At 49.6% G+C, this 20474-nt stretch carries 15 protein-coding genes and 1 pseudogene; 10 read left to right on the top strand and 6 right to left on the bottom strand.

What is annotated here, in order from left to right; all coding sequences use genetic code 11:
- Positions 1-1341 (top strand): enolase C-terminal domain-like protein, encoded by a 1341-nt coding sequence (locus tag ACJHYO_RS00805; RefSeq protein ID WP_000211781.1) that lies wholly within the window; start codon positions 1-3, stop codon positions 1339-1341.
- Positions 1342-1361: 20 nt separating this feature from the next.
- Positions 1362-2702: a glucarate dehydratase gene (gene gudD / locus ACJHYO_RS00800; RefSeq protein ID WP_000098258.1), complete on the top strand. Its 1341-nt coding sequence runs from the start codon at positions 1362-1364 to the stop codon at positions 2700-2702.
- A 230-nt stretch (positions 2703-2932) separates the two neighbouring features.
- On the opposite strand, the gene barA is transcribed toward gudD, so the two are convergent.
- On the bottom strand, positions 2933-5689 hold the full coding sequence (gene barA, locus ACJHYO_RS00795) for a two-component sensor histidine kinase BarA (RefSeq protein ID WP_000186431.1): 2757 nt from the start codon (positions 5687-5689) through the stop codon (positions 2933-2935).
- 56 nt (positions 5690-5745) lie between these two features.
- Between barA and rlmD the strand changes: the two genes are divergently transcribed.
- The 7 genes from rlmD to eno all read left to right on the top strand — a co-directional run bounded on the left by rlmD (position 5746) and on the right by eno (position 14104).
- The gene (gene rlmD, locus ACJHYO_RS00790; RefSeq protein WP_000046817.1) at positions 5746-7047 is read left to right on the top strand and encodes a 23S rRNA (uracil(1939)-C(5))-methyltransferase RlmD; all 1302 of its coding nucleotides are present in this window, start codon (positions 5746-5748) and stop codon (positions 7045-7047) included.
- Positions 7048-7094: 47 nt separating this feature from the next.
- The gene (relA, locus tag ACJHYO_RS00785; protein ID WP_000226815.1) at positions 7095-9329 is read left to right on the top strand and encodes a GTP diphosphokinase; all 2235 of its coding nucleotides are present in this window, start codon (positions 7095-7097) and stop codon (positions 9327-9329) included.
- 77 nt (positions 9330-9406) lie between these two features.
- Complete coding sequence (mazE, locus tag ACJHYO_RS00780) at positions 9407-9655, top strand: type II toxin-antitoxin system antitoxin MazE (RefSeq protein ID WP_000581937.1); 249 nt, start codon at positions 9407-9409, stop codon at positions 9653-9655.
- On the top strand, positions 9655-9990 hold the full coding sequence (gene mazF, locus ACJHYO_RS00775; protein WP_000254750.1) for an endoribonuclease MazF: 336 nt from the start codon (positions 9655-9657) through the stop codon (positions 9988-9990). Before mazE ends, mazF begins: the two co-directional genes overlap by 1 nt.
- Positions 9991-10061: 71 nt before the next feature.
- Complete coding sequence (gene mazG, locus ACJHYO_RS00770) at positions 10062-10853, top strand: nucleoside triphosphate pyrophosphohydrolase (RefSeq protein ID WP_001071648.1); 792 nt, start codon at positions 10062-10064, stop codon at positions 10851-10853.
- A 227-nt stretch (positions 10854-11080) separates the two neighbouring features.
- The gene (gene pyrG, locus ACJHYO_RS00765; RefSeq protein ID WP_000210878.1) at positions 11081-12718 is read left to right on the top strand and encodes a glutamine hydrolyzing CTP synthase; all 1638 of its coding nucleotides are present in this window, start codon (positions 11081-11083) and stop codon (positions 12716-12718) included.
- A gap of 87 nt (positions 12719-12805) precedes the next feature.
- On the top strand, positions 12806-14104 hold the full coding sequence (gene eno, locus ACJHYO_RS00760) for a phosphopyruvate hydratase (protein WP_000036723.1): 1299 nt from the start codon (positions 12806-12808) through the stop codon (positions 14102-14104).
- A 59-nt stretch (positions 14105-14163) separates the two neighbouring features.
- Here eno and ACJHYO_RS00755 read toward each other — a convergent pair whose 3' ends face one another.
- The 4 genes and pseudogenes from ACJHYO_RS00755 to ACJHYO_RS00740 all read right to left on the bottom strand — a co-directional run bounded on the left by ACJHYO_RS00755 (position 14164) and on the right by ACJHYO_RS00740 (position 17720).
- Positions 14164-15036 (bottom strand): TPM domain-containing protein, encoded by an 873-nt coding sequence (locus ACJHYO_RS00755; protein ID WP_024187973.1) that lies wholly within the window; start codon positions 15034-15036, stop codon positions 14164-14166.
- Between the two features lie 5 nt (positions 15037-15041).
- Entirely contained in the window at positions 15042-16196 is a 1155-nt protein-coding gene (locus ACJHYO_RS00750; RefSeq protein WP_001217980.1) for a TPM domain-containing protein, read from the bottom strand.
- Between the two features lie 236 nt (positions 16197-16432).
- A pseudogene (locus ACJHYO_RS00745) lies at positions 16433-17104 on the bottom strand (TPM domain-containing protein); the annotation flags it as partial.
- 13 nt (positions 17105-17117) lie between these two features.
- The gene (locus tag ACJHYO_RS00740; RefSeq protein WP_085455506.1) at positions 17118-17720 is read right to left on the bottom strand and encodes a LemA family protein; all 603 of its coding nucleotides are present in this window, start codon (positions 17718-17720) and stop codon (positions 17118-17120) included.
- Positions 17721-17892: 172 nt separating this feature from the next.
- Between ACJHYO_RS00740 and queE the strand changes: the two genes are divergently transcribed.
- Positions 17893-18564 (top strand): 7-carboxy-7-deazaguanine synthase QueE, encoded by a 672-nt coding sequence (queE, locus tag ACJHYO_RS00735; RefSeq protein WP_001199974.1) that lies wholly within the window; start codon positions 17893-17895, stop codon positions 18562-18564.
- A gap of 412 nt (positions 18565-18976) precedes the next feature.
- Here the strand turns inward: queE and ACJHYO_RS00730 are convergent, their stop codons facing one another.
- Positions 18977-20455 carry an FGGY-family carbohydrate kinase gene (locus ACJHYO_RS00730; protein ID WP_000039739.1) on the bottom strand — a complete coding sequence of 493 codons (1479 nt, stop codon included), beginning with the start codon at positions 20453-20455 and terminating at the stop codon, positions 18977-18979.
- Positions 20456-20474 lie beyond the last annotated feature (19 nt).

The raw sequence follows: 20474 nt of genomic DNA, 5'->3' as shown, positions 1-20474 counted from the left end.
ATGACGACACAATCCAGTCCTGTTATTACTGATATGAAAGTCATTCCGGTCGCCGGACATGACAGCATGTTGCTTAATATTGGTGGTGCACATAACGCATATTTCACCCGCAATATTGTGGTACTCACCGATAACGCCGGGCATACCGGCATTGGTGAAGCGCCGGGCGGAGAGGTGATTTATCAAACACTGGTCGAGGCTATTCCGATGGTGCTGGGCCAGGAAGTTGCGCGCCTGAATAAAGTGGTTCAGCAGGTGCATAAAGGTAATCAGGCAGCCGATTTTGATACCTTCGGCAAAGGTGCCTGGACTTTTGAATTGCGCGTTAATGCCGTGGCGGCGCTGGAAGCCGCTTTGCTTGACCTGTTAGGTCAGGCGCTGAATGTTCCGGTCTGCGAACTGTTAGGGCCAGGCAAGCAACGTGATGCTATTACCGTTCTCGGTTATCTGTTTTATATCGGTGATCGGACCAAAACCGATCTTCCTTATCTGGAAAATACGCCGGGCAACCATGAGTGGTATCAGTTGCGGCATCAGAAAGCGATGAACAGCGAAGCCGTTGTGCGTCTGGCGGAAGCCTCACAGGATCGCTATGGCTTTAAAGATTTCAAACTTAAGGGTGGCGTGTTACCTGGCGAGCAAGAAATCGACACTGTTCGTGCATTGAAGAAACGCTTCCCTGATGCGCGGATTACCGTTGATCCCAATGGTGCCTGGCTGCTTGATGAAGCCATTTCTCTGTGCAAAGGGCTGAATGATGTTCTTACCTATGCGGAAGACCCGTGCGGCGCTGAGCAGGGTTTCTCCGGTCGTGAAGTGATGGCGGAGTTTCGACGGGCGACCGGCTTGCCCGTCGCGACCAACATGATCGCCACCAACTGGCGCGAAATGGGTCATGCGGTGATGCTCAATGCGGTAGATATTCCACTTGCCGATCCGCACTTCTGGACGCTTTCCGGTGCAGTCCGCGTGGCACAACTTTGCGACGACTGGGGGCTGACCTGGGGCTGCCATTCTAATAACCACTTTGATATCTCTCTGGCGATGTTTACCCATGTGGGCGCGGCGGCACCGGGTAATCCTACCGCTATCGATACCCACTGGATTTGGCAGGAGGGCGATTGTCGTCTGACCAAAAATCCGCTGGAGATTAAAAACGGAAAAATTGCCGTTCCTGATGCGCCCGGTCTGGGCGTGGAACTGGACTGGGAACAGGTACAAAAGGCACATGAGGCCTATAAACGTCTGCCTGGCGGTGCGCGTAACGACGCAGGCCCGATGCAGTACCTGATCCCCGGCTGGACCTTTGACCGTAAACGTCCCGTTTTCGGCCGTCATTGATTCTGAAAAAGGACATAAATATGAGTTCTCAATTTACGACGCCTGTTGTTACTGAAATGCAGGTCATCCCGGTGGCGGGTCATGACAGTATGCTGATGAATCTGAGTGGTGCACATGCACCGTTCTTCACGCGTAATATTGTGATTATCAAAGATAATTCCGGTCACACTGGCGTAGGGGAAATTCCCGGCGGCGAGAAAATCCGTAAAACGCTGGAAGATGCGATTCCGCTGGTGGTGGGTAAAACGCTGGGTGAATACAAAAACGTTCTGACGCTGGTGCGTAATACTTTTGCCGATCGTGATGCCGGTGGGCGCGGTTTGCAGACATTTGATTTGCGTACCACTATTCATGTAGTTACCGGGATAGAAGCGGCAATGCTGGATCTGCTGGGGCAGCATCTGGGGGTAAACGTGGCATCGCTGCTGGGCGATGGTCAACAGCGTAGCGAAGTCGAAATGCTCGGTTATCTGTTCTTCGTCGGCAATCGCAAAGCTACACCGCTGCCGTATCAAAGCCAGCCGGATGACTCATGCGACTGGTATCGCCTGCGTCATGAAGAAGCGATGACGCCGGATGCGGTGGTGCGCCTGGCGGAAGCGGCGTATGAAAAATATGGCTTCAACGATTTCAAACTGAAAGGCGGTGTACTGGCCGGGGAAGAAGAAGCCGAATCTATTGTGGCACTGGCGCAACGTTTCCCGCAGGCGCGTATTACGCTCGATCCTAACGGTGCCTGGTCGCTGAACGAAGCGATTAAAATCGGTACATACCTGAAAGGTTCGCTGGCTTATGCAGAAGATCCGTGTGGTGCGGAGCAAGGTTTCTCCGGGCGTGAAGTGATGGCAGAGTTCCGTCGCGCAACTGGCCTGCCGACCGCAACCAATATGATCGCCACCGACTGGCGGCAGATGGGCCATACGCTCTCGTTGCAATCCGTTGATATCCCGCTTGCGGATCCGCATTTCTGGACGATGCAAGGTTCGGTACGTGTGGCGCAAATGTGTCATGAATTTGGCCTGACCTGGGGTTCACACTCCAACAACCACTTCGATATTTCCCTGGCGATGTTTACCCATGTTGCCGCTGCCGCACCGGGTAAAATCACCGCGATTGATACGCACTGGATCTGGCAGGAAGGTAATCAGCGCCTGACCAAAGAACCGTTAGAGATCAAAGGCGGTCTGGTTCAGGTGCCAGAAAAACCGGGGCTGGGTGTAGAAATCGATATGGATCAAGTGATGAAAGCGCACGAGCTGTATCAGAAACACGGGCTTGGCGCGCGTGACGATGCGATGGGAATGCAGTACCTGATCCCCGGCTGGACGTTCGATAACAAGCGTCCGTGCATGGTGCGTTAAGACAGAAAACCAAAACCGGCTCTATCTGGAGCCGGTTTGAGACTGATGCCAAACGCAAAATTGCCTGTTGCGCTACGTATCAGGGCTACATCATTTTTTAATTCATTGAATTTAATTGGTTTTGCAGGCCGGATAAGGCGTTAACGCCGCATCCGGCATAAACACAGGCACTTGTCACCAATCTGAAACCAGCGTCATAAAAATCCGGTTGCTACTCGACAAGACGTCCATTACCCGAGAATTTTGCTGGCTTCGCGCGCTACATTATCCATCTCGTCCAACAGTTCCAGCAGCTCCGGCTCTAAATCTTCTTCTTTAGTACCGCTACGTAGCTGTTGTTCGATCAGTTGGCAGAGATTCTTCATACGCGGTACACCGCTATAGCCGCAACTGCCATGCAGTTTATGAATCAAATCAACCAGGCCTTCCGGGTTTTCTCCAACCAGCTGTTCCTCAACTTTGTTGCGAACTTCAGGCAGGAAATCGAGTAACATTTGCAGCATATCGCGCGCTAAATCGGTTTTTCCTGCTGCCTGGCGTAGTGCCAGTTGCCAGTCGAGGGTCGCATTCGGGTTGACCACAATTTCGTTGACTTCGGGCGTCACGACGCGAGAGGAAATACCGCTGCCAGGCTTGTAGCGCAACAGCAAATTATGCAATCGCTCTTCTTCGATCGGTTTGGCCAGATAATCACTCATCCCCGCGCCAAGCAGTTTCTCTTTTTGCCCGGCCATCGCATGCGCCGTTACCGCGATAACCGGCGTTTGCTGCTGATGCGGGAGCTGGTGGATGAGCTCACATGCCCGAATGCCGTCCATGTCCGGCATTTGAATATCCATTAAGATTAAATCGAACGGCATCTGTTTCGCCCGTTCAACCGCCTGATGCCCGCTATCGCAAAGTTCCACATGTTGCACCATATCTTCCAGCAATGCGCCGATAAGTTTCAGGTTAGCGGGGTTGTCATCAACCGCCATGACTGTCATTGCCAGCTTACTTTCATCGGTTACAGGCAAAAGCGTGTTTTGTTTGTGATGACAAAATTCCGTCAGGGCAGGCAACAGGCGCGTAGGTGTTAATGGTTTCAGCAGACACGCGCCGATACCATCTTGCTTAAGTTTTTCAGCATTGACTTGTGCATGGCAAGGAAGTGCCAGCATCAGGAAATCGGTCATCGATACTGCTTTCGCTAATCGCTCATGTTGCATTGTTAGCGGCTCGCGGAAGGTCACCGCTATGCCTAATAACATCATGTCGTAATGCGCGGGAGGCAGCGCGGAGAACGTTGGGCTATAAACCACTTCCAGCGGCGTTTCACTTAAAATATCCAGCGTGCATTGTGCTGCTGCGGAGTTTGGTTCGACATAGGCCAGGCGCTTACCAGCGAGGCACTGGGTGGATGGCCCTTCGATAATAATGTTCGGGTTCAGATCGAGATTAATGTGGAACCAGAAAGTTGAACCACGATTCGGCAGGCTATGGAACGAAATATCGCCGCCCATTTCATTAACCAGTTTTTGTGTAATCACCAGCCCCAGCCCGGTGCCACCATGACGGCGGGAAATACTGGCATCAGCCTGTCTGAAGGCCTGGAATAAGCGCGATTGATCGCGTTCAGGAATACCAATGCCGGTATCCCGAATCTGCACTTCAATCTGCACTTTGGTATTACTCAGCGCACGTTTTTCTACCAGAATATCGATGTTGCCATTCTCGGTGAATTTAATTGCATTCCCTACCAGGTTAGTGATGATTTGCTGTAATCGTAGTGGGTCGCCGATCACGTTATCAGGCACGTCGCTTTTAATATTGAGCGTCAGTTCCAGCCCTTTATCGTGAGAAGAATGTGCCAGCAGGGTAACGACTTCATCCAGCGTGCTGCGTAGTGGGAATGGAATACTTTCCAGAATCAGCTTACCGGCTTCCAGTTTCGAGAAGTCGAGAACATCATTAATAATTGCCAGCAAATTATTTGCCGAACGTTCAATCGTATTCAGGTGATCGCGCTGCGTTGGTGTTAATTCTGTTTTCAGCGTCAGGCGGGTAAAGCCAATAACACCATTCAGTGGTGTACGCAGCTCGTGTGACATATTTGCCAGAAACTCGGATTTAATACGCGCCGCTTCCTGGGCGCGCTTTTTCGCCAGATCCAACTCAACGTTCTGAATCTCCATTTGCTCCAGCGTCTCACGCAGATCGGACGTCGCCTGGTCGATATTGTGTTGCATCTCTTCGTGATAAGCCGCCAGCGACATTGCCATCGAGTTGATACCGTTTTTCAGCATATCCAGCTCGCCGAGCATAAATCCTTCCACCCGGCTGTCGAGTTGCCCGCGACGGATGCGGTCGACGGTATTCACCATGTTGCGAATCGGACCGGTTACATCGCGCATTAAGCGCCAGCCAAAAATAAGCGCAATACCGATACAAAACAGCATCATCACGCTGGAAATAAAGATCTCTTTATATTGCTGCAAGCGAACCGATTTAAGATCCAGCTCCAGCGCAATATATCCCAGCATATTTTGACTATTTTTGGCATCGCTACTGGGCGATTCGTCGGGGGAGTAACTTTCAGAAATAATCGGCGTGCGGAGGATCATAATATCGCCGTCACGAGTGACAGTGAGCTGGCGAGGAAACGGCACGTTGCTGCCGAGCTGCATTGATGAGGGATCAAGATGAAAATTGGAGGTGACAAAGAGTCGGTTATTTTCATCATAAACCGAAATCGCGCGAACAATATCGGAATGGCGACGATGCAGTACGCTTATTAACTGACCGATAGATTCGCGATTTTGCAGGCTCATGCCATATTCAGTAGAAACTGCAAGCGGCTCAATAATACTGGCACCGGCATCTTCCAGTTGACGCTGCAAGTCGTTATAGCGATGCACGACGAAAAAGATACTCAGCAATAAACCAATAAGGACGGTCGGTGCCAGGATCAGAATCATCATGCGTGCGCGCAGGCTGTAGTTGGTCATGGAGTTCCGTTATGGGACAATTAAGGTCACACTGTTAAATTGAGAAAGTCTCGCCAATGGCGCAATTCTACTCTGCAAAACGACGCACGACGACGCGTCAGATCATAACCGTTTCAGTCAACGACCTCGACTCTTTTGGTCAGGGTGTGGCGCGACATAACGGCAAAACATTATTTATCCCCGGATTATTGCCGCAGGAAAACGCGGAAGTTACTGTTACTGAAGATAAAAAACAGTATGCCCGCGCTAAAGTCGTACGCCGATTAAGCGATAGCCCGGAACGCGAAACGCCACGCTGTCCTCATTTTGGCGTATGCGGCGGCTGTCAGCAACAACACGCCAGTGTGGATTTACAGCAGCGAAGCAAAAGTGCGGCACTCGCCCGATTAATGAAACACGAAGTCTCTGAAGTGATCGCCGATGTTCCCTGGGGCTATCGCCGTCGCGCGCGTTTAAGTCTGAACTACTTACCGAAAACACAGCAACTTCAGATGGGGTTTCGCAAAGCGGGCTCCAGTGACATTGTCGACGTGAAACAATGCCCCATTTTAGTGCCCCAACTTGAAGCATTGCTGCCCAAAGTCAGGGCATGCCTGGGCAGCTTACAAGCTATGCGCCATCTTGGTCATGTTGAACTGGTACAGGCAACCAGCGGCACGCTAATGATTTTGCGCCATACCGCACCGCTAAGTTCGGCAGATCGCGAAAAACTGGAATGCTTTTCGCATTCTGAAGGCCTGGATCTGTATCTCGCCCCCGATAGTGAGATACTCGAAACCGTCTCTGGTGAGATGCCCTGGTATGACTCAAATGGGTTGCGCTTAACTTTTAGCCCGCGCGATTTTATTCAGGTCAATGCGGGTGTGAACCAGAAAATGGTAGCGCGTGCGTTGGAATGGCTGGATGTGGAACCTGAAGATCGCGTACTGGATCTGTTCTGCGGTATGGGCAACTTTACACTGCCATTGGCGACACAAGCTGCCAGTGTGGTGGGTGTAGAAGGTGTTCCGGCGCTGGTGGAAAAAGGCCAGCAGAATGCGCGTCTTAATGGCTTACAGAATGTGACGTTTTATCACGAAAATCTTGAAGAAGATGTCACAAAGCAGCCGTGGGCGAAAAACGGCTTCGATAAAGTGTTGTTGGACCCGGCGCGAGCAGGTGCCGCAGGTGTTATGCAGCAAATTATAAAACTGGAACCTATTCGTATAGTTTATGTATCCTGTAACCCTGCAACGCTGGCTCGGGATAGCGAAGCGTTATTAAAAGCAGGATATACCATTGCGCGACTGGCGATGCTGGATATGTTCCCACACACGGGACATCTGGAATCGATGGTACTTTTCTCGCGCGTTAAATAGTTACGATTTGCCGATTTCGGCAGGTCTGGTCCCTAAAGGAGAGGACGATGGTTGCGGTAAGAAGTGCACATATCAATAAGGCTGGTGAATTTGATCCGGAAAAATGGATCGCAAGTCTGGGTATTACCAGCCAGAAGTCGTGTGAGTGCTTAGCCGAAACCTGGGCGTATTGTCTGCAACAGACGCAGGGGCATCCGGATGCCAGTCTGTTATTGTGGCGTGGTGTTGAGATGGTGGAGATCCTCTCGACATTAAGTATGGACATTGACACGCTGCGGGCGGCGCTGCTGTTCCCTCTGGCTGATGCCAACGTAGTCAGCGAAGATGTGCTGCGTGAGAGCGTCGGTAAGTCGGTCGTTAACCTTATTCACGGCGTGCGTGATATGGCGGCGATCCGCCAGCTGAAAGCGACGCACACTGATTCTGTTTCCTCCGAACAGGTCGATAACGTTCGCCGGATGTTATTGGCGATGGTCGATGATTTTCGCTGCGTGGTCATCAAACTGGCGGAGCGTATTGCTCACCTGCGCGAAGTAAAAGATGCGCCGGAAGATGAACGCGTACTGGCGGCAAAAGAGTGCACCAATATCTACGCGCCGTTGGCGAACCGTCTTGGGATTGGGCAACTGAAATGGGAGCTGGAAGATTACTGCTTCCGTTATCTCCACCCGACCGAATACAAACGCATCGCAAAACTGCTGCATGAACGCCGTCTCGACCGCGAACACTATATCGAAGAGTTTGTCGGCCATCTGCGCGCTGAGATGAAAGCTGAAGGCGTTAAAGCTGAAGTGTATGGCCGTCCGAAACACATCTACAGTATCTGGCGCAAAATGCAGAAAAAGAACCTCGCCTTCGATGAGCTGTTTGATGTGCGTGCGGTACGTATTGTCGCCGAGCGTTTACAGGATTGTTATGCCGCACTGGGGATAGTGCACACTCACTATCGCCACCTGCCGGATGAGTTTGACGATTACGTCGCTAACCCGAAACCAAACGGTTATCAGTCCATTCATACCGTGGTTCTGGGGCCGGGTGGCAAAACCGTTGAGATCCAAATCCGCACCAAACAGATGCATGAAGATGCAGAGTTGGGTGTTGCTGCGCACTGGAAATATAAAGAGGGCGCGGCTGCTGGCGGCGCACGTTCGGGACATGAAGACCGGATTGCCTGGCTGCGTAAACTGATTGCGTGGCAGGAAGAGATGGCTGATTCCGGCGAAATGCTCGACGAAGTACGTAGTCAGGTCTTTGACGACCGAGTGTACGTCTTTACGCCGAAAGGTGATGTCGTTGATTTGCCTGCGGGATCAACGCCGCTGGACTTCGCTTACCACATCCACAGTGATGTCGGACACCGCTGCATCGGGGCAAAAATTGGCGGGCGCATTGTGCCGTTCACCTACCAGCTGCAGATGGGCGACCAGATTGAAATTATCACCCAGAAACAGCCGAACCCCAGCCGTGACTGGTTAAACCCAAACCTCGGTTACGTCACAACCAGCCGTGGGCGTTCGAAAATTCACGCCTGGTTCCGTAAACAGGACCGTGACAAAAACATTCTGGCTGGGCGGCAAATTCTTGACGACGAGCTGGAACATCTGGGGATCAGCCTGAAAGAAGCAGAAAAACATCTGCTGCCGCGTTACAACTTCAATGATGTCGACGAGTTGCTGGCGGCGATTGGTGGCGGGGATATCCGTCTCAATCAGATGGTGAACTTCCTGCAATCGCAATTTAATAAGCCGAGTGCCGAAGAGCAGGACGCCGCCGCGCTGAAACAGCTTCAGCAAAAAAGCTACACGCCGCAAAACCGCAGTAAAGATAACGGTCGTGTGGTGGTAGAAGGGGTCGGTAACCTGATGCACCACATCGCGCGCTGCTGCCAGCCGATTCCTGGAGATGAGATTGTCGGCTTCATTACCCAGGGGCGCGGTATTTCAGTACACCGCGCCGATTGCGAACAATTGGCGGAACTGCGCTCCCATGCGCCAGAACGCATTGTTGACGCGGTATGGGGCGAGAGCTACTCCGCCGGATATTCGCTGGTGGTCCGCGTGGTGGCTAATGATCGTAGTGGGTTGTTACGTGATATCACGACCATTCTCGCCAACGAGAAGGTGAACGTACTTGGCGTTGCCAGCCGTAGCGACACCAAACAGCAACTGGCGACCATCGACATGACCATTGAGATTTACAACCTGCAAGTGCTGGGGCGCGTGCTGGGTAAACTCAACCAGGTACCGGATGTTATCGACGCGCGTCGGTTGCACGGGAGTTAGGCCGAAACTTGCTCGTATCTACAATGTAGATTGATATATACTGTATCTACATATGATCGCGGTTTGAGGAAAGGGTTATGATCCACAGTAGCGTAAAGCGTTGGGGAAATTCACCGGCGGTGCGGATCCCGGCTACGTTAATGCAGGCGCTCAATCTGAATATTGATGATGAAGTGAAGATTGACCTGGTGGATGGCAAATTAATTATTGAGCCAGTGCGTAAAGAGCCCGTATTTACGCTTGCTGAACTGGTCAACGACATCACGCCGGAAAACCTCCACGAGAATATCGACTGGGGGGAGCCGAAAGATAAGGAAGTCTGGTAATGGTAAGCCGATACGTACCCGATACGGGCGATCTGATTTGGGTTGATTTTGACCCGACAAAAGGTAGCGAGCAAGCCGGACATCGTCCGGCTGTTGTCCTGAGTCCGTTCATGTACAACAACAAAACAGGTATGTGTCTGTGTGTTCCTTGTACAACGCAATCAAAAGGATATCCGTTCGAAGTTGTTCTATCCGGTCAGGAACGTGATGGCGTAGCGTTAGCTGATCAGGTAAAAAGTATCGCCTGGCGGGCAAGAGGAGCAACGAAGAAAGGAACAGTTGCCCCAGAGGAATTACAACTCATTAAAGCCAAAATTAACGTGCTGATTGGGTAGGTGTTACTAACTCACTTCTATTCTGGTCACAGGTTTACACCTGACGGACCCGCAATTTTCAGGACAATTCAATGAATCAAATCGACCGTTTGCTCACCATCATGCAGCGCCTGCGCGACCCGGAAAACGGCTGCCCGTGGGATAAAGAGCAGACATTTGCCACCATTGCGCCTTACACCCTTGAAGAAACCTACGAGGTGCTGGACGCCATCGCCCGTGAAGATTTTGACGATCTGCGCGGTGAACTGGGCGATCTGCTGTTCCAGGTGGTGTTTTACGCACAAATGGCTCAGGAAGAAGGGCGCTTTGACTTTAATGATATTTGCGCTGCTATTAGCGATAAATTAGAGCGTCGCCATCCGCATGTTTTTGCTGACAGTTCTGCCGAAAATAGTAGTGAAGTGCTTGCCCGTTGGGAGCAAATCAAAACCGAAGAGCGCGCGCAGAAAGCGCAGCATTCGGCGCTGGACGATATTCCTCGTAGTTTACCGGCTTTAATGCGTGCGCAAAAAATCCAGAAACGTTGCGCCAACGTTGGTTTCGACTGGACGACGCTTGGTCCGGTAGTAGATAAAGTCTACGAAGAGATCGACGAGGTGATGTACGAGGCGCGGCAGGCTGTTGTCGACCAGGCTAAACTGGAGGAGGAAATGGGTGACCTGCTGTTTGCCACGGTCAATCTGGCTCGTCATTTAGGGACAAAAGCGGAAATCGCATTGCAAAAAGCGAACGAAAAATTCGAGCGTCGTTTTCGCGAAGTGGAGCGTATTGTTGCCGCGCGTGGACTGGAAATGACAGGTGTTGACCTCGAAACAATGGAAGAAGTCTGGCAACAGGTAAAACGGCAGGAAATTGATCTCTAAGGGAATTACGCGGTCAAGCGCGATTTGTGTCATTTTTTAAATGACAAGCGCTTGATTTGCGTCAAAAACATTTACCCCAAAGGGGCTATTTTCTCACTCCTGATTTCAATAGTGCGCTGGCGAAGAGGAGGGATAATGAAAGTTTGTGGCACAGGTCATGTTCGGGTATACTGCTTTCCCGTCCTGGTTATTCCATCGTCTTTTCAACCTAACTTCTCAGGTTCAGCATGACAACGAACTATATTTTTGTGACCGGCGGGGTCGTATCCTCTCTGGGTAAAGGCATTGCCGCAGCCTCCCTCGCAGCCATTCTTGAAGCCCGTGGCCTCAATGTGACCATCATGAAACTGGATCCGTACATCAACGTCGATCCAGGTACTATGAGCCCAATCCAACACGGGGAAGTGTTCGTTACTGAAGACGGCGCTGAAACCGACCTGGACCTGGGGCACTACGAGCGTTTCATTCGTACCAAAATGAGCCGCCGCAACAACTTCACCACGGGTCGTATCTACTCTGACGTTCTGCGTAAAGAACGCCGCGGTGACTATCTCGGCGCAACCGTACAGGTTATTCCGCACATCACTAACGCTATCAAAGAGCGCGTGCTGGAAGGCGGCGAAGGTCATGACGTAGTACTGGTCGAAATCGGCGGTACTGTAGGTGATATCGAATCCCTGCCGTTCCTCGAAGCGATTCGCCAGATGGCTGTTGAAATTGGCCGTGAGCACACCCTGTTTATGCACCTGACGCTGGTGCCGTACATGGCAGCGTCTGGTGAAGTCAAAACCAAACCGACTCAGCACTCTGTAAAAGAGCTGCTTTCAATCGGTATCCAGCCTGATATCCTGATTTGTCGTTCAGATCGCGCCGTTCCGGCGAACGAACGTGCGAAGATTGCATTGTTCTGTAATGTTCCGGAAAAAGCGGTTATTTCTCTGAAAGACGTCGATTCCATCTATAAAATTCCGGGCCTGTTGAAATCTCAGGGGCTGGACGATTATATTTGTAAACGATTCAGCTTAAACTGCCCGGAAGCGAATCTGTCCGAATGGGAACAGGTTATCTTCGAAGAAGCGAATCCGGTAAGTGAAGTCACCATTGGTATGGTCGGCAAATACATTGAGCTGCCGGATGCATACAAATCCGTGATCGAAGCACTGAAACACGGTGGGCTGAAGAATCGTGTCAGCGTCAACATCAAACTGATCGATTCACAAGATGTTGAAACGCGCGGCGTTGAAATCCTTAAAGGTCTGGACGCAATCCTCGTACCTGGCGGTTTCGGCTATCGTGGCGTAGAAGGCATGATTACGACCGCGCGTTTTGCGCGTGAGAACAATATTCCTTATCTGGGCATTTGCCTGGGTATGCAGGTGGCGTTAATTGATTACGCTCGCCATGTTGCCAACATGGAGAACGCCAACTCTACGGAATTTGTGCCAGACTGTAAGTACCCGGTTGTGGCGCTGATTACCGAGTGGCGCGATGAAAACGGCAACGTTGAAGTTCGTAGCGAGAAGAGCGATCTCGGCGGTACCATGCGTCTCGGCGCACAGCAGTGCCAGTTGGTTGACGATAGCCTGGTTCGCCAGCTGTACAATGCGCCGACAATTGTTGAGCGTCATCGTCACCGTTACGAAGTCAACAACATGCTGTTGAAACAGATTGAAGATGCAGGTCTGCGCGTTGCGGGCCGTTCCGGGGATGATCAGTTGGTCGAGATCATCGAAGTTCCGAATCATCCGTGGTTCGTGGCTTGCCAGTTCCATCCGGAGTTTACTTCTACTCCACGTGATGGTCACCCGCTGTTTGCAGGCTTTGTGAAAGCCGCCAGCGAGTTCCAGAAACGTCAGGCGAAGTAAGTAAAAAAGTTAGAACGGCAACGCGTACCCTGGGTACGCGTTGTTTGTCTGGAGTTTCAGTTTAACTAGTGACTTGAGGAAAACCTAATGTCCAAAATCGTAAAAATCATCGGTCGTGAAATCATCGACTCCCGTGGTAACCCGACTGTTGAAGCCGAAGTACATCTGGAGGGTGGTTTCGTCGGTATGGCAGCTGCTCCGTCAGGTGCTTCTACTGGTTCCCGTGAAGCTCTGGAACTGCGCGATGGCGACAAATCCCGTTTCCTGGGTAAAGGCGTAACCAAAGCTGTTGCTGCGGTAAACGGCCCGATCGCTCAGGCGCTGATTGGCAAAGATGCTAAAGATCAGGCTGGCATTGACAAGATCATGATCGACCTGGACGGCACCGAAAACAAATCCAAATTCGGCGCGAATGCAATCCTGGCTGTATCTCTGGCTAACGCCAAAGCTGCTGCAGCTGCTAAAGGTATGCCGCTGTACGAGCACATCGCTGAACTGAACGGCACTCCGGGCAAATACTCTATGCCGGTTCCGATGATGAACATCATCAACGGTGGTGAGCACGCTGACAACAACGTTGATATCCAGGAATTCATGATTCAGCCGGTTGGCGCGAAAACTGTGAAAGAAGCCATCCGCATGGGTTCTGAAGTTTTCCATCACCTGGCAAAAGTTCTGAAAGCGAAAGGCATGAACACTGCTGTTGGTGACGAAGGTGGCTATGCGCCGAACCTGGGTTCCAACGCTGAAGCTCTGGCTGTTATCGCTGAAGCTGTTAAAGCTGCTGGCTATGAACTGGGCAAAGACATCACTCTGGCGATGGACTGCGCAGCTTCTGAATTCTACAAAGACGGTAAATACGTTCTGGCTGGCGAAGGCAACAAAGCATTCACCTCTGAAGAATTCACTCACTTCCTGGAAGAACTGACCAAACAGTACCCGATCGTTTCCATCGAAGACGGTCTGGACGAATCTGACTGGGACGGTTTCGCATACCAGACCAAAGTTCTGGGCGACAAAATCCAGCTGGTTGGTGACGACCTGTTCGTAACCAACACCAAGATCCTGAAAGAAGGTATCGAAAAAGGCATCGCTAACTCCATCCTGATCAAATTCAACCAGATCGGTTCTCTGACCGAAACCCTGGCTGCTATTAAGATGGCGAAAGACGCTGGCTACACTGCAGTTATCTCTCACCGTTCTGGTGAAACTGAAGATGCTACCATCGCTGACCTGGCTGTTGGTACTGCTGCAGGCCAGATCAAAACGGGTTCCATGAGCCGTTCTGACCGTGTTGCTAAATACAACCAGCTGATTCGTATCGAAGAAGCTCTGGGCGAAAAAGCACCGTACAACGGTCGTAAAGAGATCAAAGGCCAGGCATAAGTCTGACTTTATCTGATTTAAAAATGCCAGCCTTCGGGCTGGCATTTTTTATGGCTGAGTTACCAGCGGCCAGACGCGCCGCCACCGCCAGAAGAACCGCCACCTCCGCTAAATCCGCCGCCACTTGAGCCGCCACCAGAACCGCCGCTGTCTGAATGATAACTTCTACCTGATGCTTTTTTCTGTGGGACACATAACCAGGTAAAGACCATAATGATGGTGAAAGCAAAAAAGAAGGAAAATACAGCAATGGAAAAAGTTTGATCGGAGAACAGGAATAAATCTATAAGATAGACTGTTGAAATACAAACACTGCTTTTAAATGCCCGACAAAAATTATTGCCTTGATGAAAAAACCAGAAAGGGAAGAACATCACTGCAAATACCCAAAAAATAGCAAAGTAGTAATGATCACTGGAAGACGCTGATTCACTTTCTGAAGGATTAGACGAATATTGGTGTTGTGAAGTGAGTTGGTTATTCAAAGCGATTATAGCTAACTCTAATCCCTTAGCTAATTTTTGTTTTTTAAAGGCGGGTATCATGATGCTACGGATGATATTGCCAGCCAGAGCATCGGTTACCTTTTCTTCCAGCCCATAACCTACCTGGATGCGGACAGTACGATCCGACCAGGCAACAATGATCAGTATCCCATCATTACGTTTGGCATCTCCTAAACGCCAATTGTCAAAAACCCTTGTAGCATATTGTTCAATGGAATCGTCTCCGGTGGACGGCACTACTAATACAGCGACCTGCGCCCGTGTTTTATGTGTAATATCCTGCAGTTGCTGTGTCAGTGATTGTTGTTCAGAAGTGCTTAACGTACCAGTAATATCGGTCACCTGTTGGCGCAGTTCCGGCACAGCAATTTGCTGGGCAAGCCCAGGAAGGCACCACAAAGTGAATAGAATAAAGATTAAGCGCATTACGATCACCAACGGTCGGATGAACCGCCGCCTCCTGAAGAACCGCCACCACCGCGGAAAGAATTTCTCGACGAAGAGCGAGAATGAGCATGAGCATTACGATTCCCCGTTTTCCTGTTGCTTTTTTCTCCTGACCCCAGCTTAAGATTGCCAGTAAATTTGGCCACAATGATCAGCAGAACGATGCCAGCAATGGTTATTGGGCCGATAAAATGATCAATTAACCCAATAATTGTTGAGATGAATGCAATATCTTTATTACTGGCGAACACCAGGCACCATCCCACAATAATTATCAGCATCACGACAAACAATGAATTTCGTCCTGATTCACGAAATTGCGGAGTCTTCTTTTGTTTTTTCACTTTAGCGTTTTTATTTTTTGGGGCCAGCATCATAGGAAATACGCGGCACATATTAAAAACTACTGCGAGACGCTGCCAGCAGATTGCTGCGAAAAATAAACTAAAACAAACGACCGACACCCGCCGAATGATGACATCGTCCTGAAAGCAGAAAAACCAGACCGTAGGTGTAATCATTGATATCATCCATATGCCAGGTCCTGGACGGCTGGTAAATCGCCAGAGGACAATGATGGCAACGATCATCAGCACTGTCCAGGCAAGGCATGGCAGCGAAAGTTGCGGATTAGCAAACAGATGATTGGCTAAAGCATCCAAAGGGCTAAGGTTCGCTTTGATATGGGTAAACTGTGCGATGCTTTCAATTCCGCCCGTTAATCCAGCAAAGAGATTGTTTTTTTCGAATTCTGGCTGCATATGGTAACGAACAATTTGCGCAGCTTGTTCCGGCGGCAACATCTGTTCCAGTCCATGTCCAATCTTCATTGACGCCAGCCCTTCCGGCCAAACGACGAGAATTAAGATACCTTCGCCATATCGCTTCTCTCCAACGGGTTTCCAGTGATATACCCCGTATCTCTGCGAGGCTGCAAGTTTAATGTTTTTGCCCCCTGTTGTCGGCGTAACCAACACGGCCACCTGGAAGTGGTTTTGCTGCTCGAGAGTCTGTAATTGTTGATTTAAAGCACTTTGTTCTTCTGTCGTTAATGTCCCGGTTAAGTCAGTCACTGAAGGCAATCGTTCAGCGAATACCTGAAAACCGCATAGCATCAGAAGTAAGAGAAAAATACGCATATCAATTCCTTTTGTTACCAGCGCCCGGAAGCGCCACCGCCACCAGATGAACCGCCACCACCGCTAAAATTGTCATTGTCGAATGAAGAGGATGACGATGATGAATAGTGGGAGGAAGAATTGCTTCTTGTATGGCGTGATGGCTGGTTGGCATCACGCATCGAATCCCGAACCTTTTTGCCGAAGGGGGTAAAAGCGATGGCAACTGCCAGAAACGGTGTGGCGAAGCAGAGTAATGTTGTGAGTACTCCCCAGCTTCCGCTGAAACCTGCTATAGGTAAAACAAAGGCCAGTACAATGGCTGCGAAGCAAATTACTCCCAACGTTTTGATATATCCTCTGGCAGAAATAAACGTCAGTATTATCGCCCAGACTAATAAAGCCCACCAACCGCTAAAGGGCAAAGGGTGATCGGTCGGTGTTATCGTTGCTGAATTATTCCCCGTCAGGCGACTTTCAATATCGTTGATCCCCTTTTGTAAACCACCAGCCAGGTCGCCTTTTTTAAATGCCGGAATAATACTGTTGCGAATAATTTTCCCGGACTGTGCATCCGTAATAATACCTTCCAGCCCGTAACCGATTTCAATACGCACGGTATGATCCTGCCAGGCGACTAACAGTAGAACGCCATCATCACGGTCTTTATCACCCGGTTTCCAGCTATCGAATACCCGCGTTGCGTACTGCTCAATGGTTTCATCGCCTGTTGTATCAACCACTAACACGACCAACTGTGCGTGGTTTTTTTGCGTCAGGGCTTTAATCTGGTTGGTCAGGGTGTTTACTTCGCTGTTTGTTAATGTGCCGGTTAAGTCATTCACATACCTGGGTGATTCAGGTACTGGAATTTGTGTAGCAAACACAGATGAACAGAAGAAAGCCATAAGGAAGATAAAATTTCGCATAGAACGTCCCCGCTTAATGAGCATTAGCATTCTGGCTAAAATCTATTGTTGGGGCTTTACTTACTGCGGTGACATCATCCGGCAAATAATTTTTCTTTGGTGTGTAATCCATGACCTGTGCGGTTAATACAGCGGGGAATTTGCGGATAGTGACATTATATTGTTCAATGGCTTTAATATATCTTCCTCGCGCAACGGCAATTCTATTTTCACTTCCTTCGAGCTGTACCATTAAGTTTTGATAGAGCTCTTGAGCCTTTAACTGAGGGTAACGCTCACTAATAATCGTTAACTGCCCGAGAGTGCGAGTCACCTGCGCCTGCGCCTGTTGCCAGGCTTGTAATTTTTGTTCATCTCCCGGAGTTTTCTGAAGATCGCTACTGGCGCGATTAGCCTGACTACGTGCCAATGTTACGGCTTCTAGTACCTCTTGTTCATGGCTGGAGTAACCTTTAATACTAGCGACAAGATTAGGAATAAGATCGGTGCGACGTTGATATTGATTTAATACTTCTGACCAGGAGGCATTAACCTGTTCATCATAGGTTTGAATATCGTTATAACCGCAACCTGATAAATTGAAAATAAATATAAACGCGATGAATATTCTAAACATGTTTAAATCCCTTTCATTTAATCCTTGAAAACATAATACGCCGCTTCATTTTATTCTTAATGATCTGAGCCAATTTTTGCATCAAACCTGCCTGTAACAGAATGTTAATAAGACATGATTGTTGTGGCAGGATCTGCAATAATTAACAATTATCCACTTCACAGAGAATGCTATGCAGTACCCGATTAACGAGATGTTCCAGACCCTGCAAGGTGAGGGTTACTTTACCGGCGTCCCCGCCATTTTTATTCGTTTACAGGGATGTCCGGTTGGCTGTGCCTGGTGCGACACCAAACACACCTGGGAAAAGCTTGAGGATCGGGAAGTCTCCCTTTTCAGCATTCTGGCGAAGACCAAAGAGAGTGATAAGTGGGGGGCGGCGAGCAGTGAAGATTTGCTGGCTGTCATTGGCCGTCAGGGATACACCGCGCGTCATGTGGTGATTACGGGTGGTGAGCCTTGCATTCATGATTTGCTGCCACTGACTGACCTGCTCGAAAAGAACGGTTTTAGCTGCCAGATCGAAACCAGTGGTACTCATGAAGTACGCTGCACACCGAATACCTGGGTTACCGTATCACCAAAGCTAAATATGCGCGGTGGCTATGAAGTGTTGTCACAAGCCCTGGAGCGAGCCAACGAAATCAAACACCCAGTAGGACGCGTACGTGATATTGAAGCACTGGATGAATTGCTGGCGACGCTGACCGATGATAAACCGCGAGTCATTGCACTTCAGCCAATTAGCCAGAAGGAAGATGCTACGCGTTTATGTATCGATACCTGCATTGCGCGCAACTGGCGTTTGTCGATGCAGACACATAAATATTTGAATATTGCCTGATTAAACATTTATAAGCGTTATAAATGGGTGGAATCTGTAAAGACTTCTACTCATTTATATTCTTTGTCGTCTCTGAAAAACCTCCATTTTGCCCATTCTGGACTAATCATTATCATTCTCTACAAATTCTGTGGCGTTAATTTTTCGCTGGAGTGAAAATTATTGCGGTAAAGTTTGGTAGATTTTAGTTTGAATAGAGTCATTGTAAATATTTATCTTTTTAATCAATGGATTAAGTGCTCTTTAACATAATGGATGTGTTGTTTGTGTGATACTGTAAAGTTGGTAGATTGTGACTGTCTTAAAAAATAATTAATTAATAATAGGTTATGTTTAGAGAGTTCCCCGCACCAGCGGGGATAACCATTCAGGTATGTTCAGGCCGGACAGTTTCCCGCCCGGCCTTCCTCACTTACGCATTCGACCAGCTCTGGATCGAATCCGCATTCCCCAATTCCCCATGCATCACTTCATACGATTTTTTCAGGATCACATCAGTATGTTTGGTTAGGTCTTTGAAAATGCCTTTATTCATCGCGTCGTAGCGTTTGGCATTGCTCTCAATCGGTATGAAGATATCTTTCACGCGAACCATTTTATCGACAGCCGTTGTGTAATCCGGGTATAGCCCCAGACCTACCGCCGTATTGATCGCAGCCCCCAGACTTGCACAACCGTTAATGGCGTTTCGGCGTGCCGGAAGGTTGAACACGTCGGCAAAAATCTGCATAAACAGATCGCTGTTCGAACCGCCGCCAGTAATGATCACATGCTTTGCAAAGTGATTCATTTCATGACACATATTGTCGTAATTATTCTTCAGCGTCAGCGCCACGCTTTCCAGTATCGAACGATATATCCATGCGTAATCCATGCTGGAATCAAAACCGATCATAATCCCGCGTTTGTACGGTTCCCACGGATTGGTCAGCCAGTCCAGTACCGTCATCAGCCCATTACAACCAGGTGGCACGCAAGACGCTTTTTTGTTGAGCAAATCTTCCGGTGAAAGATCCTGTGCTTTGGCATCCTGAATTAACGACTCGCCTAACATGTCGCGCAGCCAGCTCACTGTCCACATGCCTTTGCGGATACCGTAACCTTCATACAGCAATGTTTGCGGAATAGAAGACATAATCGGCCAGTACGCGACCGGATCTTTCGGTAGTGCTTTGCCGTTCATCATCAGCGCGATATAGGTGCCAAGAGAAATTACCGCCGTTTCATCATCCAGTAACCCGGCTCCCAGAGCTTCTACCGGTTTATCACTGGTGGTACAAACAACCGGCAGCCCAGCCGGGAAATGTGTCGCCAGCGCAGCTTGTGGTGTGATATGCCCAAGAACAGTGCCCGGCATTTGCACGTCAAAAAGCATCTGGCGGGGGATATTAAACTTTTCCATTACCGCGGCATTTTCACTCCATGCCCAGCTCTTATAATCCACCGGCCACTGACCAAAATAGTTGGCGATATTGTCTTTAAACTCGCCGGTTAAGCGATGTGTCAGATAACCCGAAAAAGAGGTGACATAGGCCACGTCAGGATTAGTGTGTTCGTAAGGGCGTGTAACGCGTGCATCCTGCCAGCTAATCAACGGCGCGGCTGGCGTACCATCGGCTTTCAATAACGCACGGCAGCAACGGATTGAGCCCAGGCCAATGCCGACAATATCTTCTTTATTTCCGGCAAACTGGCTCATCAAATCGTGACTGGCAAAACATAGTGATGCCCATAAATCGTCGTCAGGATGTTCTGCGGTATCGGCATCTGGCGTGTGCATCGGCTGCAATAAGCCTTTGCCTTCGCAAACCACATTACCTTCCAGATCGTACATCACCACTTTTGTGCTCTGACTTCCGCCATCAATCCCTATGATGTATTTTTTCGACATGATTTTTCTCCTGTAATTT

The organism is Escherichia sp. WS1118 (assembly GCF_046487695.1).
Lineage (GTDB): Bacteria > Pseudomonadota > Gammaproteobacteria > Enterobacterales > Enterobacteriaceae > Escherichia > Escherichia coli.
This window is presented reverse-complemented; position numbering and strand designations above follow the sequence as displayed.